The 25,929-nt window shown below is 58.3% G+C and carries 29 protein-coding genes, 2 tRNA genes and 2 riboswitches (1 of these 33 only partly in view); of the genes, 25 read left to right on the top strand and 6 right to left on the bottom strand.

Annotated elements, in window-relative coordinates:
• The first annotated feature begins 8 nt into the window (after positions 1-8).
• Genes rpsD through rplQ form a run of 3 tightly spaced genes read left to right on the top strand, consistent with a single transcriptional unit; the run spans position 9 to position 1,964 of the window.
• Positions 9-602: a 30S ribosomal protein S4 gene (gene rpsD, locus HMPREF9163_RS08025; protein WP_006692902.1), complete on the top strand. Its 594-nt coding sequence runs from the start codon at positions 9-11 to the stop codon at positions 600-602.
• 50 nt (positions 603-652) lie between these two features.
• Entirely contained in the window at positions 653-1,612 is a 960-nt protein-coding gene (locus HMPREF9163_RS08020) for a DNA-directed RNA polymerase subunit alpha (RefSeq protein WP_009441250.1), read from the top strand.
• Between the two features lie 19 nt (positions 1,613-1,631).
• Entirely contained in the window at positions 1,632-1,964 is a 333-nt protein-coding gene (rplQ, locus tag HMPREF9163_RS08015) for a 50S ribosomal protein L17 (protein WP_006694683.1), read from the top strand.
• A 117-nt stretch (positions 1,965-2,081) separates the two neighbouring features.
• On the opposite strand, the gene HMPREF9163_RS08010 is transcribed toward rplQ, so the two are convergent.
• Positions 2,082-3,839: an NFACT family protein gene (locus HMPREF9163_RS08010; RefSeq protein ID WP_009441249.1), complete on the bottom strand. Its 1,758-nt coding sequence runs from the start codon at positions 3,837-3,839 to the stop codon at positions 2,082-2,084.
• 353 nt (positions 3,840-4,192) lie between these two features.
• On the opposite strand from HMPREF9163_RS08010, the gene dapF reads away from it, so the two are divergent.
• From dapF to HMPREF9163_RS07970, 8 genes are all read left to right on the top strand, one after another.
• Positions 4,193-5,032: a diaminopimelate epimerase gene (dapF, locus tag HMPREF9163_RS08005; protein ID WP_009441248.1), complete on the top strand. Its 840-nt coding sequence runs from the start codon at positions 4,193-4,195 to the stop codon at positions 5,030-5,032.
• Positions 5,029-5,910 (top strand): YicC/YloC family endoribonuclease, encoded by an 882-nt coding sequence (locus HMPREF9163_RS08000; protein WP_037346657.1) that lies wholly within the window; start codon positions 5,029-5,031, stop codon positions 5,908-5,910. Before dapF ends, HMPREF9163_RS08000 begins: the two co-directional genes overlap by 4 nt.
• A 2-nt stretch (positions 5,911-5,912) precedes the next feature.
• Complete coding sequence (locus HMPREF9163_RS07995) at positions 5,913-6,161, top strand: DUF370 domain-containing protein (protein WP_009441246.1); 249 nt, start codon at positions 5,913-5,915, stop codon at positions 6,159-6,161.
• Positions 6,158-6,751, top strand: coding sequence for a guanylate kinase (gene gmk, locus HMPREF9163_RS07990; RefSeq protein ID WP_009441245.1), 594 nt, complete (start codon positions 6,158-6,160; stop codon positions 6,749-6,751). Before HMPREF9163_RS07995 ends, gmk begins: the two co-directional genes overlap by 4 nt.
• 17 nt (positions 6,752-6,768) lie before the next feature.
• Positions 6,769-6,999 carry a DNA-directed RNA polymerase subunit omega gene (rpoZ, locus tag HMPREF9163_RS07985; RefSeq protein ID WP_009441244.1) on the top strand — a complete coding sequence of 77 codons (231 nt, stop codon included), beginning with the start codon at positions 6,769-6,771 and terminating at the stop codon, positions 6,997-6,999.
• Between the two features lies 1 nt (position 7,000).
• Positions 7,001-8,218, top strand: a complete 1,218-nt coding sequence (gene coaBC, locus HMPREF9163_RS07980) for a bifunctional phosphopantothenoylcysteine decarboxylase/phosphopantothenate--cysteine ligase CoaBC (RefSeq protein WP_037346655.1) — start codon at positions 7,001-7,003, stop codon at positions 8,216-8,218.
• A gap of 59 nt (positions 8,219-8,277) precedes the next feature.
• A riboswitch (SAM riboswitch) is annotated at positions 8,278-8,383 on the top strand.
• A 91-nt stretch (positions 8,384-8,474) separates the two neighbouring features.
• Complete coding sequence (metK, locus tag HMPREF9163_RS07975) at positions 8,475-9,659, top strand: methionine adenosyltransferase (RefSeq protein WP_009441242.1); 1,185 nt, start codon at positions 8,475-8,477, stop codon at positions 9,657-9,659.
• An 80-nt stretch (positions 9,660-9,739) separates the two neighbouring features.
• A complete protein-coding gene (locus HMPREF9163_RS07970) occupies positions 9,740-10,873 on the top strand; it encodes an amidohydrolase (RefSeq protein WP_009441241.1) in 1,134 nt (377 codons plus the stop codon).
• Between the two features lie 38 nt (positions 10,874-10,911).
• Here the strand turns inward: HMPREF9163_RS07970 and HMPREF9163_RS07965 are convergent, their stop codons facing one another.
• From HMPREF9163_RS07965 to HMPREF9163_RS07955, 3 genes are all read right to left on the bottom strand, one after another.
• Entirely contained in the window at positions 10,912-12,048 is a 1,137-nt protein-coding gene (locus HMPREF9163_RS07965; protein ID WP_037346652.1) for an acyltransferase, read from the bottom strand.
• Positions 12,035-12,751: an SIMPL domain-containing protein gene (locus HMPREF9163_RS07960; protein WP_009441239.1), complete on the bottom strand. Its 717-nt coding sequence runs from the start codon at positions 12,749-12,751 to the stop codon at positions 12,035-12,037. The genes HMPREF9163_RS07965 and HMPREF9163_RS07960 overlap by 14 nt, the downstream gene beginning before the upstream one ends.
• A gap of 83 nt (positions 12,752-12,834) precedes the next feature.
• Positions 12,835-13,110: a hypothetical protein gene (locus HMPREF9163_RS07955; protein WP_009441238.1), complete on the bottom strand. Its 276-nt coding sequence runs from the start codon at positions 13,108-13,110 to the stop codon at positions 12,835-12,837.
• Between the two features lie 183 nt (positions 13,111-13,293).
• On the opposite strand from HMPREF9163_RS07955, the gene HMPREF9163_RS07950 reads away from it, so the two are divergent.
• From HMPREF9163_RS07950 to HMPREF9163_RS07900, 11 genes are all read left to right on the top strand, one after another.
• Positions 13,294-14,478: a glycosyltransferase gene (locus HMPREF9163_RS07950; protein ID WP_009441237.1), complete on the top strand. Its 1,185-nt coding sequence runs from the start codon at positions 13,294-13,296 to the stop codon at positions 14,476-14,478.
• Between the two features lie 104 nt (positions 14,479-14,582).
• Positions 14,583-16,532, top strand: a complete 1,950-nt coding sequence (htpG, locus tag HMPREF9163_RS07945) for a molecular chaperone HtpG (RefSeq protein ID WP_009441236.1) — start codon at positions 14,583-14,585, stop codon at positions 16,530-16,532.
• A 9-nt stretch (positions 16,533-16,541) separates the two neighbouring features.
• Positions 16,542-17,213 carry a TerC family protein gene (locus HMPREF9163_RS07940; protein WP_009441235.1) on the top strand — a complete coding sequence of 224 codons (672 nt, stop codon included), beginning with the start codon at positions 16,542-16,544 and terminating at the stop codon, positions 17,211-17,213.
• A 1-nt stretch (position 17,214) separates the two neighbouring features.
• Entirely contained in the window at positions 17,215-17,601 is a 387-nt protein-coding gene (gene dhaM / locus HMPREF9163_RS07935; protein ID WP_009441234.1) for a dihydroxyacetone kinase phosphoryl donor subunit DhaM, read from the top strand.
• Positions 17,602-17,637: 36 nt separating this feature from the next.
• Positions 17,638-17,771: riboswitch (FMN riboswitch) on the top strand.
• A gap of 69 nt (positions 17,772-17,840) precedes the next feature.
• On the top strand, positions 17,841-18,944 hold the full coding sequence (gene ribD / locus HMPREF9163_RS07930) for a bifunctional diaminohydroxyphosphoribosylaminopyrimidine deaminase/5-amino-6-(5-phosphoribosylamino)uracil reductase RibD (RefSeq protein WP_157049436.1): 1,104 nt from the start codon (positions 17,841-17,843) through the stop codon (positions 18,942-18,944).
• A 4-nt stretch (positions 18,945-18,948) separates the two neighbouring features.
• Positions 18,949-19,584, top strand: coding sequence for a riboflavin synthase (locus tag HMPREF9163_RS07925; RefSeq protein WP_009441232.1), 636 nt, complete (start codon positions 18,949-18,951; stop codon positions 19,582-19,584).
• Between the two features lie 242 nt (positions 19,585-19,826).
• The gene (locus HMPREF9163_RS07920; RefSeq protein ID WP_009441231.1) at positions 19,827-21,044 is read left to right on the top strand and encodes a bifunctional 3,4-dihydroxy-2-butanone-4-phosphate synthase/GTP cyclohydrolase II; all 1,218 of its coding nucleotides are present in this window, start codon (positions 19,827-19,829) and stop codon (positions 21,042-21,044) included.
• A 1-nt stretch (position 21,045) separates the two neighbouring features.
• Positions 21,046-21,510, top strand: coding sequence for a 6,7-dimethyl-8-ribityllumazine synthase (gene ribE / locus HMPREF9163_RS07915; protein WP_037346650.1), 465 nt, complete (start codon positions 21,046-21,048; stop codon positions 21,508-21,510).
• A 4-nt stretch (positions 21,511-21,514) separates the two neighbouring features.
• Entirely contained in the window at positions 21,515-22,078 is a 564-nt protein-coding gene (yfcE, locus tag HMPREF9163_RS07910) for a phosphodiesterase (protein ID WP_009441229.1), read from the top strand.
• Between the two features lie 9 nt (positions 22,079-22,087).
• Positions 22,088-22,993 carry an Hsp33 family molecular chaperone HslO gene (gene hslO, locus HMPREF9163_RS07905; RefSeq protein WP_009441228.1) on the top strand — a complete coding sequence of 302 codons (906 nt, stop codon included), beginning with the start codon at positions 22,088-22,090 and terminating at the stop codon, positions 22,991-22,993.
• Positions 22,990-23,724, top strand: coding sequence for a M48 family metallopeptidase (locus HMPREF9163_RS07900; RefSeq protein ID WP_009441227.1), 735 nt, complete (start codon positions 22,990-22,992; stop codon positions 23,722-23,724). Before hslO ends, HMPREF9163_RS07900 begins: the two co-directional genes overlap by 4 nt.
• A gap of 50 nt (positions 23,725-23,774) precedes the next feature.
• Here the strand turns inward: HMPREF9163_RS07900 and HMPREF9163_RS07895 are convergent, their stop codons facing one another.
• On the bottom strand, positions 23,775-24,320 hold the full coding sequence (locus tag HMPREF9163_RS07895; RefSeq protein WP_009441226.1) for a carbonic anhydrase: 546 nt from the start codon (positions 24,318-24,320) through the stop codon (positions 23,775-23,777).
• Between the two features lie 72 nt (positions 24,321-24,392).
• Positions 24,393-24,584 (bottom strand): 50S ribosomal protein L28, encoded by a 192-nt coding sequence (gene rpmB, locus HMPREF9163_RS07890; RefSeq protein WP_006307492.1) that lies wholly within the window; start codon positions 24,582-24,584, stop codon positions 24,393-24,395.
• Between the two features lie 286 nt (positions 24,585-24,870).
• On the opposite strand from rpmB, the gene codY reads away from it, so the two are divergent.
• The 3 genes from codY to HMPREF9163_RS12090 form a co-directional block, all read left to right on the top strand.
• On the top strand, positions 24,871-25,701 hold the full coding sequence (gene codY, locus HMPREF9163_RS07885; protein WP_009441224.1) for a GTP-sensing pleiotropic transcriptional regulator CodY: 831 nt from the start codon (positions 24,871-24,873) through the stop codon (positions 25,699-25,701).
• A 114-nt stretch (positions 25,702-25,815) separates the two neighbouring features.
• Positions 25,816-25,890: transfer RNA gene (locus HMPREF9163_RS07880), tRNA-Glu, on the top strand.
• A 6-nt stretch (positions 25,891-25,896) separates the two neighbouring features.
• Positions 25,897-25,929, top strand: a tRNA-Asp gene (locus HMPREF9163_RS12090); it runs 82 nt beyond the window's last position.

Below are 25,929 nucleotides of genomic sequence, written 5' to 3'. Positions count from 1 at the left end.
GAAACAACATGGCAATCGATAGAGTACCAGTCCTCAAGCGCTGCCGCGCACTCGGACTCGAGCCTGCGACCCTCGGCCGCTCGCGTCAGTCGACGCGTCAGCTTCGCCGCACGAACCGCAAGGTCTCGGAGTACGGACTCCAGCTCAAGGAAAAGCAGAAGGCAAAGTTCATCTATGGTGTCCTTGAGCGTCAGTTCCGCGGCTACTATGACAAGGCGAAGAAGATGTCGGGCGTCACAGGTGAGAACCTGCTGAGCCTCCTCGAGCGCCGTCTCGACAACGTCGTCTTCCGCCTCGGGCTTGCCAACACGCGCCGTCAGGCACGTCAGCTCGTCCGTCACGGTCATTTCACCGTGAACGGCAAGCGCGTTGACATCCCCTCCGCACTCGTCCGCGAGGGCGACGTGATCGAGGTCGCCGAGAAGAGCCGCGCGAGCGCGTTCTTCAAGGAGCTGAAGGAGAGCAGCAATGCCCTTTCCGCTCCCGCATGGCTGACCGCCGATCAGGCAAACCTGACGGGCACGGTCACACGTTTCCCCCATCGTGAGGAAATCGACGTTCCGGTCAATGAACAGGCCATCGTCGAACTCTACTCCAAATAATGAATGTGAATGTGTCTGCATTACGCGTTTATTATGGAGGAGGCACATAGATGACAGATATCGAGAAACCGAAAATCGAGATCGCAGAGATCAGCGAGGACGGACGCTACGGGCGTTTCGTCTGCGAGCCGCTCGAGCCGGGCTACGGCACGACGTTCGGCAACAGTCTGCGGCGTATGCTGCTCTCCTCACTGGATGGAGCGGCGGTCACCTCCATCCAAATCGACGGCGTGCTGCACGAGTTCTCCACGATCCCGGGCGTACGGGATGATGTGACGAGCATCGTACTGGCACTCAAGCAGCTCTGCATTCGCATGCAGGGTAGCGAGCCGCATACCATCCGCATCGAGGCGGAGGGGGAGCGCGAGGTCACTGCAGCCGACATCGAATGCGGCAGCGACATCGAGATCCTGAACCCCGATCTTCACATTGCAACGCTGAATGCGACGGGCAAGCTCAAGATCGAGATGACCGTCGAGCGCGGGCGCGGCTATGTGGCGGCGGACAAGAACAAGAAGGCGGACGACAGCATCGGCGTCATCCCCATCGACTCCATCTTCTCCCCCGTCCAGCGCGTCAACTACACGGTAGAGGACACGCGCGTCGGCAACGTCACCGACTACGACCGCCTCATCCTCGACGTGTGGACGAACGGCTCCATCCGTCCGGAGGAAGCCGTGAGCAAGGCGGCTGCCATCCTCGTCATGCACCTGCGTCTGTTCCAGAACATGGACGGCACGGTCATCGAGGAGGAGGAGGAAGTCCCGAACTTCCCGCCCGAAGAGGTCGACGACAGCGCCAAGGTGCTCGAGATGACCATCGACGATCTGGATCTTTCCGTCCGTTCCTTCAACTGCCTCAAGCGCGCCGGCATCAACACCGTTGCCGATCTCGCGCAGAAGACCGAGGACGACATGATGAAGGTACGCAATCTCGGGCGCAAATCTCTGGATGAAGTGAAGAAAAAACTTGAGGAGCTTGGACTCTCCTTGAGACAGGAAAACGAATAACGATAGGAGTGGGAAACACATGAGAAAGCTCGGACGCAATTCCGCGGCCCGCAAGGCTCTCCTCAGGAGCATCCTCACATCCTTCTTCAAGTATGGACGCATTGAGACGACCGAGGCAAAGGCAAAGGAGCTCCGCTCTCTCGCCGATGGTCTCATCACGCTCGCCAAGCGCGGCGACCTCAGTGCGCGTCGTCAGGCCATCGCGGCTCTGGCAGAAGAGGATGTCGTGCGCAAGCTCTTCGGTGAAATCGCAGAGAAGTATACGGATCGCAAGAGCGGCTACACCCGCATCTTGAAGCTCGGCCCCCGTCGCGGCGATGCTGCCCCGATGGCCATCATCGAGCTCGTCTGATCTGACACACAAAAAGACCGCCTGCGGGCGGTCTTTTTTATATGGTCTCTCCCGTGCGAGACGGGGGAGGGGGACCGCGATAGCGGTGGAAGGGGCGCCTGTGCCAACTATACCAAACTATCCCACTGTCGGATCCTGTGCAAGAATTGGCACAAGCACATCCTCGTCCTCGGTGACGAAGAGGGTCTTTTCGTTCACGAAGCGGACGAAGCCGGGAACAGCACCCGAGGGCTTCTTGACGAAGCGGACGGCGGTGTAGTCGACGGGGACGTTCGAGGAGCCGCGCGCCTTGCTGAAATGCGCGGCAATCTGCGCGGCGAGATGGAGTGCCGCTTCGCTTGGTGCGTCCCCGTTCGTCCGCAAGATGACGTGCGAGCCGGGGATGTCGCGGACGTGCAGCCAGATGTCCGTTGGCGCAGCGGTCTTAAATGTGAGTGTGTCGTTCTGGACATTGTTCTTGCCGACGAGAATGATGCTGCCATCGGGGGCGGTAAAGGAGAACGGATGCGCACGGCGATCTTTGCTGCGCTTCGGCAGCTTTTCGTGGAGGTAGCTCGACGTAATCAGTTCGTCCTGAATCTCTGCAATCTCGGCAAGACGCGTGGAGGAGTCAAGGGATGCTTCGATGCTCTCAAGGTGGCGGATGTTCGCCATGCAGTGCTCCTGTTGGACGGCGAGCAGCTGTTGGGCACGCTTCAGCTTGTCGTATTTCTTGTAGTACGCCTGCATATTTGCGATGATGCCGATGCGGCGATCGAGCGGGATGGTAATCATTTCTCCTGTCTCACTGTATATGTTTGCGACCGTGATTGCCTCATCTGCATGGTCTTTGTAATTGTACTGATAGGTCATTAGATTGTCGGCATAGATTTTCTGCTCCTCGGCGTTCTCCGCCGCCGCAATCTCTGTGCCAAGCTTGTCATATTTCTCTCGTGCGCGCGCAAGCTCGGTACGCACGAGACGACGAAAGCGTTCGCGGTCGGGGATGACATAGCTGCCGAGGCGTTTGTCTGCGTCGATCATCAGTGCACTGAGCGTGGGATAGGAGATGCACTGGGTATTGGGAAGTTCGCTGAGGGGGAATGCCGCCATCGCCGTAACTTTGCCGTTCTCGTCTAGACGCAGGGAGGGGGCGGGCTCTTTCATCCATGTACGCAGCTCACTGAGTGCGTGGGAAATCTCGGCAAAGTCCGCAGCGTCCAGTTCGGAGACGCAGATGTTCGGTGCAAGTCCCGCGAGAAAGCAGATCTCCTTTGCTGAGACGGGGCCAAAGCCGAGGACGGAGCCAATGAGAGCCTGAAAGAGTTTTGCCTCGCTGTCCGACTGTATGCGTGTGATAATGTCTGCGATGTCTGCCGTAAAGAGATCATATTTGTCCTGTACGGGTGGGAGGGTGTAGGGAATGCCCTTGAACACGGTGCGCACGCGGCTCGTATTCTCGCCGATGCGGCGCAGAGCCTCGGTGATGATACCGTCCTCGTGGAGGATGATGTTGCTGTATTTGCCGATGAGTTCGATGGTGAGGGTGCGCGTTGTGATGCGCCCGCCACCCGCGATTACGTCGATGTCGAGGTGAATGATGCGGTCGCGTCCCTCCTGCCGCACGGCGGCGATGCGTCCCGTTTCGAGCTGTTTCCTGAGGAGCATGACGAAGGTTGGCGGCTCGGCTGGATTCTCGGGTGCATTTTCGATGAGATGAGCGGACGGGTTGCTTGCGTTGGTGTTGATGTAGAGGAGCAGATTTTTCCCCGGCTGACGTACGGAAAGGACAATGGACTGCTTATTCGGTTGGTTGATTTTATCGATGCGCCCGCCTGTGAGCGCGTCTGCGAGTTCGCGGGTGAGGGCGGACATGGAGAAGCCGTCAAGGCTCATGGTATCACTTCTTTCTAGTTCATAAAAATTATACACGCGAACAGCGTAATAGGCAAGGCTGGGGCATGGTAAATGCCGACGTGCGAACCCCCCGCAAACACCTCGTTACGCAAGCGGTCGGGCACTTATCTGTCTAAATACCTGCGGACTTCTTAAACGCGCTTCGCTTGAACGAAAGAAATCCGCAGGGGACAGAACGAGCCCTTTGCTCCGCTTGCTTCACTAGGGTTTGCTTAGGAGCATCGCACGTCTGTGCTCCCCCATGTTCGTAATAATTAAGAAATAAGCGACAGTCCTTGCCTTGCGCATAAGGACGTTTCATAGTACAATACGTGCAGCAAGGCGGTGAATCAATGGAGTTTACAAAATGGCAGGGCTGCGGCAACGATTTCGTGGTCGTGGATTTTCTGGATAAAGAGCCGATTGACTTTGCGACACTCGCGGTGAAGATGTGCGATCGGCATTTCGGCATCGGTGCGGATGGTCTGATGGTGGTCTGCCCCTCGGAGACGGCGGATGTGCGGATGCGCGAGTTCAACCCGGACGGGACGGAGCCGGAGATGTGCGGAAACGGCATCCGCTGTTTTGCGCGGTATCTCTATGACTATGGGCGCATGAAAACACAGCAGTTTACGATTGAGACACTCGCGGGCACGATGGTGCCGCGCATTATCACGCAGGACGACGTTGTAACGGCGGTCGAGGTGGATATGGGCGTGCCCGTGCTTGAAGGAGATAAAATACCCGTAGTGGGGTTCGGCGCGGAACGTGTTGTCGCACAGCCGCTCATGGTGGACGGTACGGAGTACAAGATGACCTGCGTCTCGATGGGCAATCCCCATTGTGTGATCTTTGTGGACGATGCAGAGGGGTTCCCTCTTTCGGAACTGGGGGCGCAGTTCGAGAATCATCCTGCATTTCCGCGCAAGATCAATACGGAGTTTGTCGAGGTGAAGAGCCGCACGCATGCGCGCATGCGCGTTTGGGAGCGAGGAGCGGGCATCACGCTCGCCTGCGGCACAGGGACGTGTGCGACGCTGACGGCGGGCGTCCTCAATGATGTCCTTGACCGTGCGGCGGACATTGAGGTCGATGGCGGAATCATTCATGTGGAGTGGCGTGCGGACGGGCATATCCTTATGACGGGACCCGCCGAACCGGTCTTTACGGGCGTATGGCAGGGCTCGCTATGAGTGCGCCGCGCAGGAGCATGACGGGCTATGGCGCGGGTACGGCGGAGACACCGGACTACCGTGTCACGGTTGAGATCAAGGCGGTCAATCAGCGGTTTCTTGAGATTGCACCGCATATGCCGCGTGCGTTTGGCGCGTGGGAGAACGATTTGCGCGACCTCATCCGCACGCGTGTTGCCCGCGGCAAGCTCGATGTCTATGTGAACTTCGAGGATCGCAGTGAAAAGCAGTACGATGTCCATGTCAATGAGGGACTGGCGCGTGCGTACTATGCGGCACTCGGAAAGGTCGCCCGCGCGGTGGATGCACCGCTGAATGACGGCGTGCGGATGACAGCGGAGTATGAGGGCGTGATCTCGGTGCGTGAGCAGGCGGATATCGCTGGCGCGCGCGCGGTGTTTCTGGATGCGGCAGTGCAGGCACTCACTGCACTCGATGCGATGCGGCTTGCTGAGGGAGCACATCTCGCACGCGACTTTGAGAAGCGGCTTGCACGACTTGAGGAGCAGCGTGCACAGGTGAAGGAGATCGCCCCGCAGATTGTGGCGGACTACCGTGCGCATCTCGCGGAGGTGCTTGCGGAGTTCAAGGAAGTCACGCCCGATGAAACACGTATCGTGCAGGAGGCGGCACTCTATGCCGATCGTGTGAACATCACGGAGGAGCTCGTACGGCTTGCGAGCCATTTCGCCCAGTTCCGCGCGATTCTCGCCGAGGCGGAGCCCGTTGGGCGACGGCTGGACTTTCTCCTGCAGGAGATCAATCGTGAGACGAATACGATTGGCTCGAAGGCGAACAATGCTGCCGCACAGCAGATCGTTGTCGCGATGAAGAACGAGGTCGAGAAACTGCGTGAGCAGGTACAGAATTTGGAGTGAGCATGGAGACGGTCAATATCGGATTCGGCGACATCGTCCTCGCGGGGCGCATGGTCGCCATCGTTGCGCCGACTTCCATGTCCGCAAAGCGCATGGTGCAGGATGCGCGTGATGTGGGGCGTCTCATTGACGCAACGTACAAGCGGCGGACGCGCGCCGTCATCGTTCTGGACAGCGGTCACATTGTGCTCTCGGCGCTCCTGCCGGAGACGATTGCGGGACGCATGACAACGAAGGAGGACGCAGAGTGAAAAAGGGACTTCTCATTGTGATTTCGGGTGCGTCCGGCACGGGAAAAGGGACGGTCTGCAAGGAGCTGCTCACGCGTGAGGCAGGCATTGCCTATTCCGTCTCTGCAACCTCACGCGCGCCGCGTGAGGGTGAGATGGATGGGCGCGAATACTATTTCCGCACGCGCGAAGCGTTCGAGGCGATGATTGCGGCGGGGGAATTCCTCGAGTACGCGGATGTGTACGGCAACTACTACGGCACGCCGCTTGCCCCAATTGAGGAACGCCGCGCGGCGGGGGAGGACATCCTGCTCGAGATCGACACGCAGGGCGCACTGAACGTGATGGAGCGATGCCCCGACGGGACGTTCATCTTTCTCCTGCCGCCGTCGCTTGAGGAACTGCGCCGTCGCATTACGGGGCGCGGGACGGAGTCGGAGGAGAGCATGGCGCGTCGCCTTGCAGCGGCACGCGATGAGATTCGGCTCGGAAAGCGTTACCGCTACGCCGTGCTCAACGATACAGTGGAGGCGGCGACGGATCGGATTCAGACGATCCTCGCGGCAGAGCGCCTGCGCGCGGATATGGATCCTGCGCAGTTTGAAATTTGAAAGATAGAGGTACAGCAATGAAGACGAATGTGGAAATCGGTATGGTGAATCCCTCGACGGATGAGCTGCTGACGAAGGTGGACAGCCGCTACGGCGTGGTTGTGCTCGCGGCAAAGCGTGCGCGGCAGCTGCTCGAGGGTGACCCCGTGAAGTCCGAGCGTGCACGCTCGACGAAGAATGTGACGAATGCCTTTGAGGAGATCGCAGAGGGCAAGATCAGTTATGATCTCTGCAAGGAGAGCGTCTGACGTGGGAGTACTCACAGGGCGGCGCATCGTCCTCGGTGTGACGGGCGGCATTGCCGCATACAAGGCGGTCGAGATTGCGAGCCGCCTCAAAAAGGCGGGAGCAGACGTGCGCGTCATCATGACGCGGGCGGCGTGCTCCTTTGTCACGTCGCTCACATTCCGTGAGATCACAGGTGCGCCTGTCGCAGAGACGATGTGGGGCGAGCCACATCATCACGTCGAGCACATTGCCCTCGCAGAGTTCGCAGAACTCGTCCTCGTCGCGCCCGCGACGGCGAACTTCATCGCAAAGGCGGCGGCGGGCATTGCGGACGATATGCTGACGACGAGCGTGCTTGCAACGCATGCGCCGCTCTTTATTGCCCCTGCGATGAACACGGGGATGTGGGAGAATCCTGTCACGCAGGAGAACGTACGCCGCCTCATGGAGCGCGGCGCCACAGTCATCCCGCCCGCCGTCGGACAGCTTGCGTGCGGCACAACGGGCGCGGGACGTCTGCCCGAACCTGCGGAAATCGTTCGCGTCGTGGAGGAGTATTTTGCGCGCGCGCAGAGCCTCGCTGGACGGCGCATTCTCGTGACGGCGGCAGGGACGGAGGAGCCGCTCGACCCTGTACGCTACCTTGGTAATCGCTCGACGGGACGCATGGGCTTCGAGATCGCCGCAGAGGCGGCACGGCGCGGCGCAGAGGTCATGCTCATCGCAGGGCCGACTTCGATTGCGACACCTGCGGGTGTGCAGCGCGTGGATGTGCGCAGTGCGCGCGATATGCATGCGGCGGTGTTCGCGGAGTACGATATGGTGGATGCTGTCGTCAAGGCGGCGGCGGTTGCGGACTACCGCCCCGCAGAGATGGCAGAGCACAAGATCAAGAAGTCGGACGGCGAACTCACGCTGACCCTCACGCGCAATCCCGACATCCTCTATGAGCTCGGGCAGAAGAAACGGCATCAGATTCTCGTTGGATTTGCGGCAGAGACGCAGAATGTCGCGGAGTATGCGCGCGGGAAACTCGCGAAGAAGAATCTGGACTTCATCGTTGCAAACAATGTCGCGGAGAAGGATGCGGGCTTTGGCGTTCCGACGAATCATGTACAGATTTTCTTTGCGGATGGGCGTGCGGAGGAGCACCCGCTGATGGCGAAATCCGCGCTTGCGGGTGTGATATTGGATCGGCTGGAGGAAGCGCTGAAAAACAAAAATGAGAAGAATGTGTGAAAATAGTCCTTGACAACGCCCCATACATTCGTTACAATGCGACGTATAGAAGAGAATATACCTCATCCAGAGCAGTGGAGGGAATGGCCCGATGAAGCTGCGGCAACCATGGCGACTGCGCCAACGGTGCCAATTCCTTTAGGCGAAGCGCCTATGAGATGAGAGCGGCAGTAAAAAGCCTCCCTTATCTTAGCGGGGAGGCTTTTCTTATGCGGATGAGGATTTCAAAGTTTTTACGAACTAAGGGAGGTTCCAAATGAAGAAGATGCTTTTTACATCTGAGTCTGTCACCGAGGGGCATCCGGATAAGCTCGCCGATCAGATTTCGGACAGCATTCTGGATGCGATTCTCGCGCAGGATCCGCAGGGGCGCGTTGCGTGTGAGACGCTTGTCACGACGGGACAGGCACATGTGGTCGGCGAGATCTCGACGACCTGCTATGCGGATATTCCGAAGATCATCCGTCAGACCGTGCGCGAAGTCGGCTACACGAATGCAAGCTATGGCTTTGACGCTGATACCTGCGGCATCCTTGTCTCGCTCGACGAGCAGTCGCCGGACATCGCACAGGGCGTCAATCAGGCGATTGAGTCCCGCGAGGGCAATATGGATGCGGCTGAGGCAATCGGCGCGGGCGATCAGGGCATGATGTTCGGCTATGCGACGAACGAGACGCCTGAGTATATGCCGCTCACGACGGTGCTTGCCCATAAGCTTGCGCGCCGCCTCACGGATGTGCGCAAGGACGGCTCGCTCAAGTATTTGCGTCCCGACGGTAAGACGCAGGTCACGGTTGCCTATGAGGATGGCAAGCCCGTCTATGTCGACACGGTCGTTATCTCGACGCAGCACGACGAGGATGTTGATCTCGCGACGATCCGCAAGGATATGATCGAGAAGGTCATCAAGGAGATCGTTCCGGCGGAGCTGCTGCGCGCGGAGACGAAGTATTTCGTCAACCCGACGGGCAAGTTCGTCATCGGCGGCCCGCACGGCGACTCGGGGCTCACGGGGCGCAAGATCATCGTCGATACATATGGCGGCTGGGCACGTCACGGCGGCGGTGCGTTCTCGGGCAAGGATCCCACGAAGGTTGACCGCAGTGCGGCGTATGCGGCGCGCTATGTCGCGAAGAATATTGTTGCGGCAGGGCTTGCAGATCGCGTTGAGATTCAGCTTGCGTACGCGATTGGCGTGGCGCATCCTGTCTCCATCATGGTGGACACGTTCGGCACGGGCAAGATCGACGATGAGAAGATCGTCGCGCTCGTGCAGAAGACGTTCGACCTGCGTCCTGCGGGCATCATCAAGATGCTCGACCTGCGCCGTCCCATCTATCGCCAAACGGCGGCATACGGGCACTTTGGCCGCACGGATGTCGATCTGCCGTGGGAGAAGACGGATAAGGCAGAGCTGCTGAAGAAGGAAGCGGGGCTGTAAGCCGTAGAGCAGAATAAAATAAGGCTGTCGCACGAAATTTTATTCGGCGGCAGCCTTTCCTTTATGAAACGAGGTGACATATGACAGAGACGGAAATCATGGATTTTGCGCGTGGTGAATTCGAGTGGCTACACGCACATCCAGAGCTTGCCTATGAGGAGTTCGAGACGACGGCGCGCCTGCGTGCAGCATTTGAACATGCAGGGATTCGTGTACTTGATCTGCCGCTTGCAACGGGTCTGATCTCTGCGATCGGCACGGGAAAGCCCATCGTCGCCCTGCGCACGGATATCGACGCGCTGCCTGTTCACGAGGAGACAGACCTGCCGTATCGCTCGCAGTACGAGGGGAAGATGCACGCCTGCGGGCATGACTTTCACATGGCGTCGGTACTCGCGGCGGCGCTCCTTCTCAAGGAGCGTGAGGCAGAGCTTGCGGGTACGGTCTATATCGTCTGTCAGCCAGCAGAGGAAGCGCCGGGCGGTGCGCGCACGGTGCTTGATACGGGTGCACTCGATGACGTCGCCGCAATCTTCGGCATCCATGCGCGTCCCATCTACCCAGTGGGTACGTTCGGACTCTGCAGAGGTGGCATGATGGCATCCGTGGATAAATTCGAGATCACATTCCACGGTGTTGGCACGCACGCGGCACAGCCGGATCGCGGCTGTGATCCCATCGTCATGGCGGCACAGTTTGTGACGGCGGCGCAGACGATTGCGGCGCGGAATATCAGCCCCCTGCGCCCCGCCGTCGTTAGCGTGACGTATATCGAGGCAGGGACGACGTGGAACGTCCTACCCGAGCGGGCATGGATGGAGGGGACGATACGCCTCTTTGACTCGGATGACCGTGCGCTCGTGAAGGAGCGTGTCGCCTCACTTGCCGAGGGGATTGCGGCAGCATTCGGCGGACGTGCAGAGGTCACATGGACGGCAGGGCCGCCCGCTGTTGTGAATACGGAGCGTTGGAACACGCTCGCGCGGGAGACGGCGGCAGAGGAGGACTTTGCTGTCGTGGATGCCGTGCCGTGGATGGCGGGCGAGGACTTCGCCTACTATCAGGAAGCGATGGAGACTTGTTTTGCATTCGTCGGCACAGGACTCTCCCCCGAGAACCATCATCCGAAATTCACGGTCGACCCTGCCGCGATCCCGCAGACGGCACACTATCTTGCGTGCATGGCGGAGGAGGCATTGCGGCGGCTGAGATAAAAATATGGCGATGCAAATTTTCTTGCATCGCCATATTTTTATTTCTTTGGTTTCAGCCCAATCGTCAGCTCATTCACAATCGGAACGCGCTCACCGATCTTTCGCACTATCACAGCTGCTAACAGCGTGAGGAGCAGCGTAGCCATATACATGGAGAGCGCAAGCGGCGCAGTGAGCACATAGCCCTGTCCATGAATCACCATGAGCAAATACGTAATCGCAACGGGATGCGCGAGATAGATGAAGTAGGAGTGTTTTCCGAGGAGTTGGAACGCACGCCCAAGGGCATTCTCCGTGCCGAGCCGCGTGAAGAACGCAAAGAGTGCAAGCGTTGCGCCGATCGTGTAGAAGATGCCGAGCGGCGAGAGCTGATGCGCTGTGTAGATGCCCTCGAGCGGTGTATATCCGTCCACGAGGATGAGCTTGTAGTACCACGCGAGGAGTGCGCCGAGACTGACGATGCCGAGCGCATAGAGCCGCGCTGTATTGCGCTCCATCCATGCACGGAACGCATCGAAATGGAGCGCGACATACCCACCGAGCAGGAAGATAAAGACGTAGTGCATCACCCAGTAGTTCAGTCGGTAGAACAGCAGGGCACGCAGCAGCGTCCCTTCGGGCAGCCCGTAGACGTAGAGATTGAATGCCGTGCTGAAGCTCGACCAGTAGTCGAATCCAATCTGTACGAGCAGGATCACGGCGAGCAACGGCAGCGTCATACGTGCGAGCAGGATCCGCCAGAGCGGCATCAGCAGGTAGAACCAGATCAGGATCACCATGAAGTAGAGTTGGTACTTTGCATTGCCGAAGAAGAGAATCCCCGGCAGTGCGGTCAGCGGCGGAAAGCCGACCCCGTATACGTATGCGTCATGAATCAGGTAGAAGAGCGACCATACGAGGTAGGGGATCATGACCGCACGCCCGCGCCGCACGAGGAAATCCCGATAGGAAAAGGGAGCGGAGGGCGACTGTCCATAGAACAGTCCGAACGCCGAGATAAAGAAAAAAATCGGTACGGCAAAGCGCGTACCGATGTCAAAAAGCGCTACAAGATGAATGTTGGGCGATGGATTCGCGAGGTACTCCGCGCCGATGTGAATGCCAATCACGCCCATCATCGAGATTCCGCGAATCGCCTCAACAGCGGACACTCGCCCCCGTTTACTCGATGACATAGGTGATGCTCGCCGAAGCCTCGAAGGAAAGTTCGCCCGCCGTAATGGGCGTCGCGGCATCGTACGCCTCCTTTGCCATGATCATGGGCATGTAGTTGTGCGGCGTGTGGGACTGCGTATCTGCGTGGACATTCAGAATGCGGACAATGTGTACGCCGAGCGCGCGTGCCACGGCATCCGCCTTGCTGCGTGCATCACGCGCGGCATCGGCAAGCGCGGCGTTCTTTGCCGCACTCGGATCGCTCGCCGAGAATTCGAGGGAATCCACGCGATTCGCGCCGTTTGCGAGTGCCGTGTCAATCACCTTGCCCACATTCGTGAGATTACGCACCTTAACGACGACTGCATTCGTTACCGTATAGCCCGTCGTGACGCTGCGCCCGTTGTCCTTTACGTCGTAGATCGGCGAAAAATCATAGCGCGTCGTCTGAATATCGCGCTCTGCGATGCCAAGTGCCTTTAGTGCAGACTGTACCTGCGTCGCCTGTGCTGCATTGTCCGCGTGCGCCTTTGCCGCGTCCCTTGCCTCCGTTACGACTCCGAGTGTGACCTCTGCCATATCCGGTGCGATCTGAGCAGAGCCGACCCCGCTCATCGTCAGCGTCGAGACAGCCTCTTCGGCGGATGCCGTTCCTGTCGGAATCACAAGCGCGAGTGCAAGCAAAGCCGCGCTCAGGAATGCACCAAATGAAAAATGCTTCATGGAACCCCTCCGTTCTTTAGAGCAGAACGCCTACAACTGTGTCCATTATAGCATAATCCCGCAGAAGTTCAATGACATGGGCATTAACCGAGTTCGGCGTACAGCTGCTCGTTGTACTTCTTGGCCGCCATGTATGCCCAGATCGCACAGATCGGCCATGTAAGGAATACACCGAATCCGAGTGTGAAGATCCCGATTACAATGTTGACGAGAAACATGATGAGTGCGCCTTTGAGTGTCGCATAGCACATGCCGAGCGGACCAAAGAAGAATCCGAGACCAGCGGCAAGCCCGACATTCTTCGTTGATTTTACAATAATCATCTGCGGCTTCTGCGGTGAGTTCTGTTCCTGTTCCATAAGACTATCTCCCTTTCTCCTATAACACAAAATGATAACAATTACCTGCAAGAGTATAATTGAAAAATCTGTGCTTGCAAATAGGAGAGTAGTCCTGTTTCTGAAAAGACCGGATTGCGATTCTATGACGGATTTGTTACAATGATCTAATACAAAGGAAGATAATGAGATGGGAGAGCCACAATGCGGATACTGCTCGCGAATTTCTCAAAGATGGTCGGAGATACAGGCGGACTTGCCAAGGTCAATGTTGCGTTCGCCAATGAGATGGCGCGGCGCGGGCATACGGTGACGACGGTGTATGCCGATGACCGAGAGGGAGCTCCTTTTTTTCCGCTCGATGAACGCGTGAGAGCCTACAATCTGCACCATTTTCGCGGACAAACGACGCTCTTTCCCGCGCATTATAAAATACGACGGGAAATTCTGCGTGCGTTCAGTCAGAAGCGCGGGCGTGCCGTCAACAATGAATTTACGGAGAAGTATCTCCTTCCTCATGTGCGAACAATTTTGACGGAGACACAGCCAGAGGTTATCATCGCTTTTCAGCCTGCATCTGCAAAAGTATTTTTATCCGATCTCGGGATCCATACGCCTGTCATTGTCATGGCACATGGGGATACAAGAGACTACTTCTACAACTATCCCGATGCCGAAGTGGCATCGCTTCGTCACGCCGCTGTCTGTCAGGCACTCCTCCCTGCGTTTGCAGAGCCTCTTCGGGCCTATGTCGCCGGTTTTCCCGTGCGGGTCGAGGTCATCGGCAACGTCGTTCCGCAGTACGCGCAGCAAGCAGATCTGGCGCGTGAGAAGGAATTCTATAAGGTCGTCTTTGTCGGGCGTCTCGTCCGCAACATCAAACAGCCGCATTTGCTCATTCAGGCATTTATACGCATTGCGGCGGAGTTTCCCAACTGGAAGCTCGAACTCTGGGGGGCGGAGGATAAGAGGCTCTATCAGAAAAAATTACAGCGTATGGTGGAGAAGGCAGGGCTTTCTGCACGCATCCACTTCTGCGGGACAACGCAGGATGTACCGCATGTTTTGGAGGGGGCGGATCTTTACGTCATGCCCAGCGCGCGTGAGGGGGTTGGAATGGCACTGGCCGAGGCTCTCAGTATGGGGCTTCCTGCCGTCGGCTTTCGCAGTTGTATCGCCGTGCGTGCGCTTCTTCGCGATGGAGAAAGTGGTCTCCTTGCAGCGGACGGGGCAGAACCTCTTGCAGAGAAAATGGCGGTGCTCATACGCGACCGCGATCTGCGTGTGCGGATGGGGAGTGCGGCACGGGAATCCATGCGCGTTTACGCCCCCAAGATTATTTGGGGACGTTGGGAGACGTTGATGGAAGACGTTATAGCCTCTCGATAAGGATATCGCACATAAATTTGACTTTTTGTCATTTTTGGTGTAAAATAAATCACAGTTTTAAAATTGCATACATAGAACAATAAATACAAGGAGAGAATGATACTATGGCAAAGGAAACGTTTGAGTTTCAAGCGGAGACAAAGCAGCTGCTCGATCTGATGATCCACTCGATCTACACGAATCGCGAGATTTTCCTGCGTGAGCTGATTTCGAATGCGTCGGACGCGATGGACAAGCTCCATTTCGAGAGCCTGACGAACCGCGATATGCTCGAGGGGAATGAAAACTATGAGATTTTCCTCGTTCCCGACAAGGAGAGTAAGACACTGACGATCTCGGACAGTGGCATCGGTATGTCGCGTGCGGAGGTTGTGGAGAACATCGGTACGATTGCAAAGTCGGGCACGAAGGCGTTCATGGAGCAGCTTGCCAAGGCGAAGGAGGAGAGCGGCGGCACAGCTGACAAGGAGCTGATCGGGCAGTTCGGCGTGGGCTTCTACTCGGCATTTATGGTCGCGGAGCGTGTGACGATTGTGACGCGCCGTGCGGGCGAGCAGCAGGCAACGCGCTGGGAGTCGGCAGGCGACGGCAGCTATACGATTGAGGATGCGGAGAAGGAGCAGCGCGGCACGACGGTGACGATCCACCTCGCGAAGGAGTTCACGGAGGGCGAGACGGACTACACGGATACGTTCGAGCTCGAGAGCCTCGTGAAGAAGTATTCGGACTATGTGCGCTATCCGATCCGCATGAATGTCACGACGGAGGAGATGCCGCGCGACGATGAGGGCAAGGTCATCGAGGGCGCGGAGAAGATCAAGAAGACGGAGCTGCGCACACTGAACTCGATGCAGCCGCTCTGGACGCGTGCAAAGTCGGAGATCAAGGCGGAGGAGTACAACGATTTCTTCCGTGACCAGTTCCACGAGTGGGAAGCACCGATGGAGGTGTTCCACACGAAGGCGGAGGGGACAGTCGAGTACACGGCACTCCTTGAGATCCCTGCGCGTGCGCCGTTCAACCTCTATCAGGCAGACTATGAGCCGGGCATTCAGCTCTACTCGCGCCACGTCTTCATCATGGACAAGTGCAAGGATCTCCTGCCGGACTATCTGCGGTTCGTCAAGGGGCTCGTGGACTCTCCCGACCTCTCGCTGAACATCTCGCGTGAACTTCTGCAGCAGAGCCGTGAGCTCAAGACCATCGGACGTGCGCTTGAGAAAAATGTGCTCAAGGCACTCGGCAAGAAGCTTGAGAAAAACCGTGAGGACTACGAAAAGTTCTGGAACGAATACGGGCGGATGCTGAAGATCGGCATCTACAACAGCATGTACGTGGGGCGCGACACGGTGGACAAGCTGAAGGATCTCCTGCTCTTCCACAGCTCGAAGGAGGGGGCGCTTGTCTCCCTCAAGGAGTATGTTGCGCGTATGCCCGAGAGCCAGAAGAGCATCTACTATGCGACGGCGAAGGATCAGGCGACGATTGAACAGCTGCCGCAGATGGAGCAGCTGCGCGAGCGCGGTCTGGAGGTGCTCTTCCTGCTCGACCCCGTGGATGAGTTTGCAATCGAGACGGTGCATGAGTACGAGGGGAAAAACTTCCACTCGATCAGCCGTGGCGATCTCGATCTAGGAGATGCGGAGAGCGAGGCGGCGAAGAAGGAGACCGAGGATATCGCCAAGGCGAACGACGATCTCATCAAGGATGTGAAGGAAGCCATCGGGGATAAGATCGCGGAGGTCAAGATCTCGCAGCGTCTGCGCTCGAGCGCGGTCTGTCTGGTCGCGGATGAGGCAGGGCCGTCGCTGTCGATGGAGCAGACCTTTGCCGAGATGAACAATCCGATGTTCAAGGCACGGCGCATTCTCGAGATCAACCCGCATCACGACCTCTTTGCGAAGCTGAAAGAGGTGCACGCAGCGGGCAAGGACAGCGAGGAGTTCAAGGACTACTGCGACTTGCTCTATACGCAGGCACTGCTGATTGAGGGCATCTTGCCGGAGAATCCCGTCGCCTTTGCGCAGAAGCTCGCAAAGATGATGGCAAAATAAGGAGAAGCTGTGGAAGTCGAACTCTTTTCGTCGCAGTTCTTTGTGGCACTCTTTTCGATCATCGTGCTCGACCTCGTGCTCGCGGGGGATAATGCCGTCGTTATTGCAATGGCATCCAACCGTTTGCCCACACACCTCCGAAAGCGTGCGATCTACGTCGGTACGGCGGGTGCGATTATCATCCGTCTGATCATGACGTACTTCGCCGTGCAGCTGCTCTCTGTGCCTTACTTGCAGGCACTCGGGGGACTGGTGCTGCTGCCGATTGCGGTGAAGCTGATGAAGCCGTCGGGCGGCGAGGAGCATATTGAGGCAGCAGAGACGTTTGCAGGAGCGGTCAAGACGATCATCATTGCCGATGCGGCAATGGGCATTGACAACGTGATTGCGATCGCCGGAGCGTCGCATGGCGATTTTCTGCTCGTTGTGCTTGGTCTTATCATCAGCATCCCTATTGTGGTCGGCGGGAGTCAGCTCATTGGGAAACTCATGGATAAATATCCCGTGCTCGTCGTGCTCGGTACTGCCATTCTCGGCTGGACGGGCGGTGCGATGATCGTACATGACCGCACGATCGGCGTGATGATATTGGAGGCTGTCCCACAGGCGGCGACACTCCTGCCCGCGGCACTCGCGGGAGCAGTGTGCGGCATCGGCGGATGGCTGCGTCAGAGAGGCTGATATGGTCGGACTTGTGATTGTAACGCACAGCGCTGCGCTCGCGCACGGCGCTGCGGAGACCTGCCGCATGATGGCAAAGGATGTGCGCCTCGCAGTTGCAGGTGGCATGGAGGACGGCGGCTTCGGGACGAGCTATGCGCGAATCGTCGCCGCTATCGACGCGGTATATACGGACGACGGCGTCGTCATCCTCATGGACGCGGGCAGTTCGATTCTGACGGTGGAAACGATCCTCGAGGAGATGCCGGAGCGTCGTCTGCGTATGGTGGACTGTCCCCTGATCGAGGGGGGCGTTGTCGCGGCGATTGCTTCGGTCTGCGGGGCAAATCTCGATGAGGTTGTGCAACGCGCGGAGGAAACGCGCAGCGCGCGCAAGATTGCCGATTGACACGGTAAACCCATAGTGTTACAATAGCATACGAACGATGCTCTTTGAGGCGGGGTGCAAATCCCCACCGGCGGTATAGCCCGCAAGCCCCTGAACGGGGCACGATTCGGTGAGATTCCGAAGCCGACAGTGAAGGAGGCAACTCCGCAGTCTGGATGGGAAAAGGCGCGTCTATTTAGGACGATTTGTGCCGCCGGAGGAGAACTCTTCCGGTGGCATTTTTTATGAATGGGATTGTTATGAAGGAAATTGACGAATCCTATATGCGCGAGGCGCTGCGCATGGCGGCGTATGCGCGCGGGCGCACGTCGCCGAATCCGCTTGTCGGGGCGGTGATTGTGCGGGATGATACGATCGTCGCGAGCGGCTGGCATCGCGCGGCGGGGGAGCCGCACGCGGAGATTCATGCACTGCGCATGGCGGGGGAGCTGGCGCGCGGCGCGACGCTCTACGTGACACTCGAACCGTGCGCGCATCACGGACGCACGGGGCCATGCGCCGAGGCTGTCATTGCGGCGGGCATTGCGCGCGTCGTGGTGGCGCTCTCCGACCCGAACCCGCTTGTTGCGGGGCGCGGGTTTTCCCTGCTCAGGGCGGCGGGAATCGAGGTTGTGAGCGGCGTATGTGAGGCAGAGGCGCGGCGGCAGAACGAGGTGTTTTTGAAATGGGTGACAACGAAGCACCCCTTTGTCACGCTCAAGACGGCAATGACGCTCGACGGGAAGATCGCAAGTCATACGGGCGCATCACAGTGGATTACGGGCGAGGCGGCGCGTGCGCGCGTCCATGAATGCCGCGATGTGCAGGACGCGATCCTCGTCGGCATCGGCACGGTACTCGCGGATGATCCGAGCCTCACGACGCGCCTGGAGGGGCGCACGGGACACAATCCCCCGCGCATCGTGCTCGACTCCGAGGCACGTACGCCGATTGATGCAAAACTCCTGACGGACGGCGCAGCGCCAACGGTGATTGCCGTGAGCGAGCGCGCCGACCATCGCCGTGTGAATCTCCTGCACGCGTGCGGTGCGGAGGTTGTGACGCTTGGCGCGGAGCGCGTGGACATCGGGCAGCTCCTTGACTGGCTCGGCGCACATGAAATCTCCTCACTCTTTGTCGAGGGGGGCGCGCAGGTGAACTGGTCGTTCCTCGCGGGGGGCTTCGTGGACAAGGTACACGCCTTCATTGCGCCTATGCTGATGGGCGGCACAGCAGCGCCGACACCCATCGGAGGCACGGGCTTTGACAGCCCGCAGGCGGCGCTCCGTCTCACGGATATGACGGTGGAGCAGGTGGGCGCGGACATCCTCGTTACGGGTTATCCGCGCGCAGCAGGGGGGTGACAGTGTGTTTACAGGAATCATCGAGGAGGTCGGCACGTTCGCGGGGCTTTCGGGCGGCAATATCTCTATCGGGGCACAGCTTGTCCAGTCGGATGGACACATCGGCGACAGCATTGCAGTCAACGGCATCTGTCTCACTGTCACAGCCTTCGATGCGCGCGGTTTCCGCGCGGCGGTCATGCCGGAGACCTTGCGGCGCACCTCGCTCGCAGGATTGACCCACGGCGCACCGCTCAACCTCGAGCGTGCCCTGCTCCCGACGACGCGTCTCGGTGGGCATTTCGTCAGCGGACACATCGACGGTGTGGGTGAGATCACGGAGATGTGCGAAGAGGGCAATGCGATCTTGATGACGGTTGCGGCAGACGCCGCAATTCTGCACGGGATTGTTGAGAAGGGCTCGGTTGCGCTCGACGGCATCAGTCTCACGGTCGCGGCGGTGGGTGTGCGGGATTTTACTGTCAGTCTCATCCCGCATACGCGCACGGTGACGAACCTTGGCGCAAAGCGCGTCGGCAGTCCGCTCAACATCGAGACGGACATTCTGGGCAAATATGCGCTGAAGCTGCTCGGCGGCGAAAATTCTGCCGTAAGGAGCACAGGGCTTACACGGGACTTTCTTTTGCAGCATGGATTTTAGACAACATGGTGTAATAGGTGTTTTCTCTGCGGTGCAAGTCCCACGCGAACGCCTCGTTGCGCAAGTGATCGCGTGCTTGTACGCTTAAATACCGTCGGACTTCTTAAACGCGCTTCGCTTGAACGAAAGAAATCCGACGGGGCGTACCGCACGCTTTACTCACTTGCTCCACTAGGGTTCGCTTAGGGACATCGCACCGCAACTATTCGCAGGAACACAGTCAAATTCTTAGGAGAGATACTATGTCAGATTTTGCAACGATTGAACAGGCGATTGAGGACATCAAAAACGGCAAGATGCTCGTCGTCGTTGACGATGAGGATCGCGAGAATGAGGGTGACATCATCGTCGCCGCCGAGAAGCTCACGCCCGAGCATATGAACTTTATGGCGACGTACGCGCGCGGGCTGATCTGCACGCCGATCGCCGGCAGCCGACTCGACGAGCTCGAGATCGGGCAGATGGTCGAGAACAACACGGACAACCACGAGACGGCGTTCACAGTCAGCGTCGATGCCTACGATACGACGACGGGCATCTCCGCATTCGAGCGCTGCCACACGGTAAAGATGCTCATCGACCCTGCGGCAAAGCCGTCGAGCTTCCGCCGCCCCGGGCATATCTTCCCCCTACGCACGGTCGAGGGCGGTGTCCTGCGCCGTGCCGGACACACGGAGGCGACCACCGATCTTGCACGCATGGCGGGACTCTTCCCTGCGGGAATGTGCTGCGAGATCATGGCGGACGACGGTCATATGATGCGCACGCCCGAGCTGAAGGGATTTGCAAAAAAGCATGGGCTGAACATCATCACGATTGCGGATCTCATCGAGTTCCGCAAGCATACGGAGACGTTTGTTCATCGCATTTCGGATGTGGATTTCCCGAGCAAATATGGACATTTCCGCCTGCTCGCCTACGAGAACACACTCAACAGCCGCTGTGATCTCGCCGTTGTCAAGGGCGATGTGCGCGGCAAGGAGAACGTGCTCGTACGTGTGCACTCGGAGTGTCTGACGGGCGATGCGCTCGGTTCGATGCGCTGTGACTGCGGCGATCAGCTGGCGGCGGCGATGCGGCAGATCGAGGCGGAGGGCGAGGGTGTCGTCCTCTATGTGCGGCAGGAGGGACGCGGCATCGGCCTTGCGAACAAGATGCGCGCGTACGCACTGCAGGATCAGGGGCGCGACACGGTGGAGGCGAACGTCGAGCTCGGCTTTGCACCGGATCTGCGCGACTATGGGCTCGGTGCGCAGATTCTCGCCGATCTTGGGCTCACGACGATCCGTCTCATGACGAACAACCCTGCGAAGCGCGCGGGACTTGAGGGCTACGGGCTGAAGATTGTCGAGCGTGTACCGATCGTCATGAGCACACATGACTTTGACCGCAAGTATATGACGGTGAAGAAGGAAAAGATGGGGCATATCCTCAGTGATGAGGAATTGGGAGGAAAATAAAATGGCAAATATCATCGAAGGTTACATCAGCGGAAAAGGGCGTAAATTCGGCATTGTCGCCGCACGGTTCAACGAGTTCATCGTGGGTAAGCTCGTCAGCGGTGCGCTCGATACGCTCCACCGTCACGAGACGGCGGATGCGGACATCGACGTCGCGTGGGTGCCGGGCGCGTTCGAGATTCCGCTTGCGGCGAAGAAGATGGCGGAGAGCGGCAAGTACGACGCCGTCCTCTGCCTCGGTGCGGTCATTCGCGGCTCGACAACGCATTACGATTATGTCTGCAATGAGGTGTCGAAGGGCGTCGCGCAGGTCGGACTGCAGACGGGTGTGCCGACGATCTTCGGCGTCGTGACGACGGAGAACATCGAGCAGGCAATCGAGCGCGCGGGCACGAAGGTGGGCAACAAGGGCGCAGATGCGGCGATGGCGGCAATGGAGATGGCAAGTCTCCTCGGGAAGATGTGAGACCATGAAGATCGGAATACTCAGCGATACGCACGGACATGAAGGTGCGTGGGTGCGCGCCTGTGAGAAATTCTTCACGGGCGCTGATCTCATCCTCCACGCGGGCGACGTCGCCTACCACGGCCCACGCAACCCGATGAAGCCGGACTACAACCCGATGGGGCTGATCGAGCGCATCAACGCCTCCGAGATCCCTGTCATCATCGCGAAGGGCAACTGCGACTCAGACGTGGATGCGAGCTGTCTCGAAGTGCCTCTGATGTCCCCCTATGCCTACGTTGTGTGGGAGGGACGGCGCATCATCGTCACGCACGGCGACGCCGTCATGACAGATGCGGAAAAGGAGGCGATGGCGCGGCATTTGAAAGCAGACCTTTTTATCAGCGGACACGTTCATGTGAACGTACTCGAAAAGCGCGGCAATACCGTCTTCCTCAACCCCGGCTCTGCCGCCCTCACAAAGCGTCCCGACGGACGCAATACCGTCGCAGTCCTTGAGGACGGAACAATTCGGATTTTTGACATAGATACGGGCGAGGTTCTGCACGAACTCGCACTTGACTGGTAAGGACAGAATATGGATCAACTCATTAAGGCGACGGCTGCAGATGGCGCGCTGCGCGCATATGCGGCGGTGACGACGGATGTTGTCGCTGAGGCGATGCGTCGGCACGACTGCTATCCCGTTGCTGCAGCGGCGCTCGGGCGCACGATGACGGGCGCGCTCCTCTTTGCCGCGAACCTCAAGAACAAGGAATCCGTGACAATCAAGTTCAAGGGCGACGGCCCTCTCGGCACGGTGACGGCGGATGCAACGGCAGACGGCTCGGTGCGCGGCTATGTCGATCATCCGCATGTCAATCTGCCGCTCAACGCACACGGAAAAATTGACGTCGGCGGCGGTATCGGGCGCGGCATCCTCTTGGTCACGCGCTTCACGGGGCTGAAAGAGCCGGTCACGGGCAGCGTCGACATCACAAACGGTGAGGTCGCAGAGGATCTCATCAGCTACCTCTACACCTCGGAACAGACGCCGTCCTCGATCGGGCTCGGCGTTCTCGTCAGCCCCGAGCTGAAATGTCTCGGCGCGGGCGGCTTCTTCATTCAGCCATTGCCGGGTGCATCTGATGATGTGATTGACCGTCTCGAGGAGAACCTCAAGGGAATTTCCTCCGTCTCCCATATGGTGGAGGAGGGGCTGGACGCTGCAGGCATCATTGGGGAAATCCTCGGCGGCTTCGATGATGTGAAGATCCTTTCGACAACCGACCTCGCCTTTCGCTGCAACTGCTCGAAGAACTACATCACCGACCGTCTGCTGACGCTCGGCGAAGCTGATTTGCGGGCACTGCGCGACGACGGTGAGGCAGAGGTGAAATGCCATTTCTGCAACGAGGCTTATACGTTTGACAGCGAGGATCTGAGCGTCATCTACAATGTCGCGGCAAAGATGCGTGAGATACGCGCACAAGAGGGGAAATGAGGAAGCGGGTGCGCCTCCTGCGGGAGAAATCACTCCTCATCGACGGCATTCCGACTGAGATACGCTACAAGAATATCAAGAATCTCTACCTCCGTGTCTGCCCGCCTGACGGGCACATCGAGCTGAGCGTGCCGCAGCGGACGTCACAGAGGGAGATTGAGCACTTTGTCAGCCGCAGGCGCACATGGATTGATGAGCGTCGGCGGCTGCTTTCTGTGCATGCAGAGAAATCCGAGCCGCAGTATGTAGAGGGGGAGCGCATTCCGCTCTGGGGGACGGCATATCCCCTCGTTTACCGTCCACTCCTGCGCGGGAAGCCGTATGCTGAACGCGTGGAGAATCAGATTTTGCTCCATGTGCCCGAGGATGCAGATACTGACGTGCGCCGTGCGGCAATCATGGCGCTCTACCGCACGCAGCTTGCGGCGGCAATCGAGCGCGAAGCGCCTGCGTGTGAGCAGACGGTCGGCAAGCGTGCCTCTCTCTGGCGCATCCGCGCAATGAAGACGCGATGGGGGAGCTGCAATGTCCGAACGGCGGCAATTACACTCAATCTCCAGCTCGCCCGCTATGATGTGCCCGCCCTCCGCTACGTCATCACGCACGAACTCACACATCTCTGGGTGCGTGGACACGACGCACGTTTTTACGCTCGTATGGATATGTATTTTCCGGACTGGCGTGAGGTGCGGAGGAGGTTGAATGAGTGGGCTCGCACAGAGGAAAATTGACAGCAAAAAAAGAACGCCCCGCATGGAGCGTTCTTTTTTGCTGCTTTGTTTTATTTTGCCGCCCCAATCCGTTCCGCTTCCTCGGAGACGATCAGGCGCCCCGTGTGTACGTCATAGACGTAGCCGTGAATCGTGATCGCGGCGGGGACGAGCGGATGATGGCGCAGGTGGCTGACATCGCGCACGAGATTCTCCTCGATCGTCCCGCTGATCGGCATGAAGTCGATGTAATGCGCCTCGACGGCGTCGATTCCCTGCTTCGCCGCATTCGCCGCAAAGCGTGCCCGTGCCTCCTCGTTCGTGAAACCCTGCATGCCGCAGTGCGTGTGCTGGATGATGAACCACTCATTTGTCCCCAGCATCTCGTAGGAGATGAGAAGCGAGCGGATCACATCCGCCGTGACGCGACCGCCCGCGTTGCGGATGACGTGCGCATCCCCCTCGAGGAGCCCCGCGAACTTTGCGGGGTCGAGGCGACAGTCCATGCAGGTGACAATGGCAAAGCGCCGCGCCGGATCGTGCGACAGCGCGCCTTTATCCCCAAACGCGGCAGCATAGCCCTCGTTCGCCGCCAGAATCTCGTTCACATTCGACATCACATCATCCCTTTCACATTTCGAAAGAAAAAACCGCCCGAACTGCGGACGGCTTCTTCTATGCGCTGATTGTTACACGGCACGCTCGACGTTGCCGGAACGCAGGCAGCGCGTGCACACATTGACGTGTTTGACCTCACCCTTCACAAGGGCGCGGACACGCTGAATATTCGGCTTCCACTTGCGTTTCGTCTTCACATGGGAGTGGCTCACATTGTTGCCGCTCATCGGCCCCTTGCCGCAGACCTCGCATACACTTGCCATTGCTACACCTCCTCGACGCGCACTTCACTCAAGTCGCGCGCAATACCGTGCTATTATACTATGATTCCCCCCATTAGGCAAGATGCAGAAAAAATTTTTTCGACAATATCGCCTGTTCCTATGGAATGATAGTAGGATTTTATCGGTCAAAGATGAAAAACATTCAAGTTTTTCTTGATATTTGGAAAAAATGTAGTATTATATCTATAGAAGGAAAAATGTCTTTTACGGGGTGTGGTTATTTGTTTCGGACTGTGCGGACAGTTCGAGAAAGAGGGGGATTCAGATGATTTCATTGCTGGGAAAAACACGGCAAATCAATCGTCTGCTTCAGCGTTCGGAAAGCGTTGAGTATGACGGGATCTCGCGCGTGTTGAGCAATGTCCTTGAGGCGAACGTCTACATCACGGACGAGGGCGGCAAAATTTGCGGATATGCGCTCTTTGACGATGATGACGACCTCATGGTGAACGAAGCGATCGAAATGGGACAGTTCCCGAGAAAGTATGTCGACTGGCTCAATCGCTTGGAGGAGACGCACGCGAACATCCGGGTGGATGCGGACGGGGCGTCCTATGAAAAAGAGATGGCGGAGCTCTTCCGCGAGCAGAACATTGTCATCACACCGATCTACGGCCCACGGCGCAGACTGGGGACTCTCGTTGTGGCAAGCGGCAAGAAAGAGTTCGGGGATCCTGACCTCCTGCTTTCGGAGTACGGCGCAACCGTAGTCGGTATGGAGATGCTGCGCGATGCGGCGCAGCGCAATGAGGTCGAGGCGCGTCAGCGCGAGGCGGTACGCATTGCAGTGGAGACACTCTCGTACTCCGAGCGCAAGGCGGCGCATGCGATCCTGCAGGAGCTTGCGAGCCAAGGGAAGTTCGAGGGCAGACTCATCGCGTCGCGCATTGCGGACGAGGCGAAGATCACGCGCTCGGTCATCGTCAACGCGCTCCGCAAATTCGAGTCCGCAGGTGTCATCGAGTCGAAGTCGCTCGGCATGAAGGGGACGTTCGTGCGCGTCACGAACTCCTACCTCATGGAGAAGCTGCCCGAACTCGAGGAGTATGCCTCGGATGTCCAGTGGGCAAATCTCGGCAGCGGTGTCAGCCTCTGATGACGTATTATAGCGTAAATAAAAGATGTTGACAAGCGGTCAAAAATCCCATATAATTGCCTTCGTGAGTGTGCGGCGGATACCCGCGGGTGTCCGCCGCAGTTCATGATGTACGGCGCGTTGGTCAAGTGGTTAAGACACCGCCCTTTCACGGCGGCTTCACGGGTTCGAATCCCGTACGCGTCACCAAAGTTCGGCCCGGTAGTTTAGTTGGTTAGAATGCCGCCC

Origin of the sequence: Selenomonas sp. oral taxon 138 str. F0429 (genome assembly GCF_000318175.2) — a bacterium.
Taxonomy (GTDB): Bacteria; Bacillota; Negativicutes; order Selenomonadales; family Selenomonadaceae; genus Centipeda; species Centipeda timonae.
The sequence above is the reverse complement of the archived record's forward strand: the minus strand, read 5'-3'. Positions and strand labels throughout refer to the sequence as shown.

Bases quoted from the DNA above. Each gene is read 5' to 3' on its own strand.
- rpsD (WP_006692902.1), top strand. From the start codon at position 9: ATGGCAATCGATAGAGTACCAGTCCTCAAGCGCTGCCGCGCACTCGGA.
- HMPREF9163_RS08020 (WP_009441250.1), top strand. From the start codon at position 653: ATGACAGATATCGAGAAACCGAAAATCGAGATCGCAGAGATCAGCGAG.
- rplQ (WP_006694683.1), top strand. From the start codon at position 1,632: ATGAGAAAGCTCGGACGCAATTCCGCGGCCCGCAAGGCTCTCCTCAGG.
- HMPREF9163_RS08010 (WP_009441249.1), bottom strand. From the start codon at position 3,839: ATGAGCCTTGACGGCTTCTCCATGTCCGCCCTCACCCGCGAACTCGCA.
- dapF (WP_009441248.1), top strand. From the start codon at position 4,193: ATGGAGTTTACAAAATGGCAGGGCTGCGGCAACGATTTCGTGGTCGTG.
- HMPREF9163_RS08000 (WP_037346657.1), top strand. From the start codon at position 5,029: ATGAGTGCGCCGCGCAGGAGCATGACGGGCTATGGCGCGGGTACGGCG.
- HMPREF9163_RS07995 (WP_009441246.1), top strand. From the start codon at position 5,913: ATGGAGACGGTCAATATCGGATTCGGCGACATCGTCCTCGCGGGGCGC.
- rpoZ (WP_009441244.1), top strand. From the start codon at position 6,769: ATGAAGACGAATGTGGAAATCGGTATGGTGAATCCCTCGACGGATGAG.
- metK (WP_009441242.1), top strand. From the start codon at position 8,475: ATGAAGAAGATGCTTTTTACATCTGAGTCTGTCACCGAGGGGCATCCG.
- HMPREF9163_RS07970 (WP_009441241.1), top strand. From the start codon at position 9,740: ATGACAGAGACGGAAATCATGGATTTTGCGCGTGGTGAATTCGAGTGG.
- HMPREF9163_RS07965 (WP_037346652.1), bottom strand. From the start codon at position 12,048: ATGTCATCGAGTAAACGGGGGCGAGTGTCCGCTGTTGAGGCGATTCGC.
- HMPREF9163_RS07960 (WP_009441239.1), bottom strand. From the start codon at position 12,751: ATGAAGCATTTTTCATTTGGTGCATTCCTGAGCGCGGCTTTGCTTGCA.
- HMPREF9163_RS07955 (WP_009441238.1), bottom strand. From the start codon at position 13,110: ATGGAACAGGAACAGAACTCACCGCAGAAGCCGCAGATGATTATTGTA.
- HMPREF9163_RS07950 (WP_009441237.1), top strand. From the start codon at position 13,294: ATGCGGATACTGCTCGCGAATTTCTCAAAGATGGTCGGAGATACAGGC.
- htpG (WP_009441236.1), top strand. From the start codon at position 14,583: ATGGCAAAGGAAACGTTTGAGTTTCAAGCGGAGACAAAGCAGCTGCTC.
- dhaM (WP_009441234.1), top strand. From the start codon at position 17,215: ATGGTCGGACTTGTGATTGTAACGCACAGCGCTGCGCTCGCGCACGGC.
- ribD (WP_157049436.1), top strand. From the start codon at position 17,841: ATGAAGGAAATTGACGAATCCTATATGCGCGAGGCGCTGCGCATGGCG.
- HMPREF9163_RS07920 (WP_009441231.1), top strand. From the start codon at position 19,827: ATGTCAGATTTTGCAACGATTGAACAGGCGATTGAGGACATCAAAAAC.
- ribE (WP_037346650.1), top strand. From the start codon at position 21,046: ATGGCAAATATCATCGAAGGTTACATCAGCGGAAAAGGGCGTAAATTC.
- yfcE (WP_009441229.1), top strand. From the start codon at position 21,515: ATGAAGATCGGAATACTCAGCGATACGCACGGACATGAAGGTGCGTGG.
- hslO (WP_009441228.1), top strand. From the start codon at position 22,088: ATGGATCAACTCATTAAGGCGACGGCTGCAGATGGCGCGCTGCGCGCA.
- HMPREF9163_RS07900 (WP_009441227.1), top strand. From the start codon at position 22,990: ATGAGGAAGCGGGTGCGCCTCCTGCGGGAGAAATCACTCCTCATCGAC.
- HMPREF9163_RS07895 (WP_009441226.1), bottom strand. From the start codon at position 24,320: ATGTCGAATGTGAACGAGATTCTGGCGGCGAACGAGGGCTATGCTGCC.
- rpmB (WP_006307492.1), bottom strand. From the start codon at position 24,584: ATGGCAAGTGTATGCGAGGTCTGCGGCAAGGGGCCGATGAGCGGCAAC.
- codY (WP_009441224.1), top strand. From the start codon at position 24,871: ATGATTTCATTGCTGGGAAAAACACGGCAAATCAATCGTCTGCTTCAG.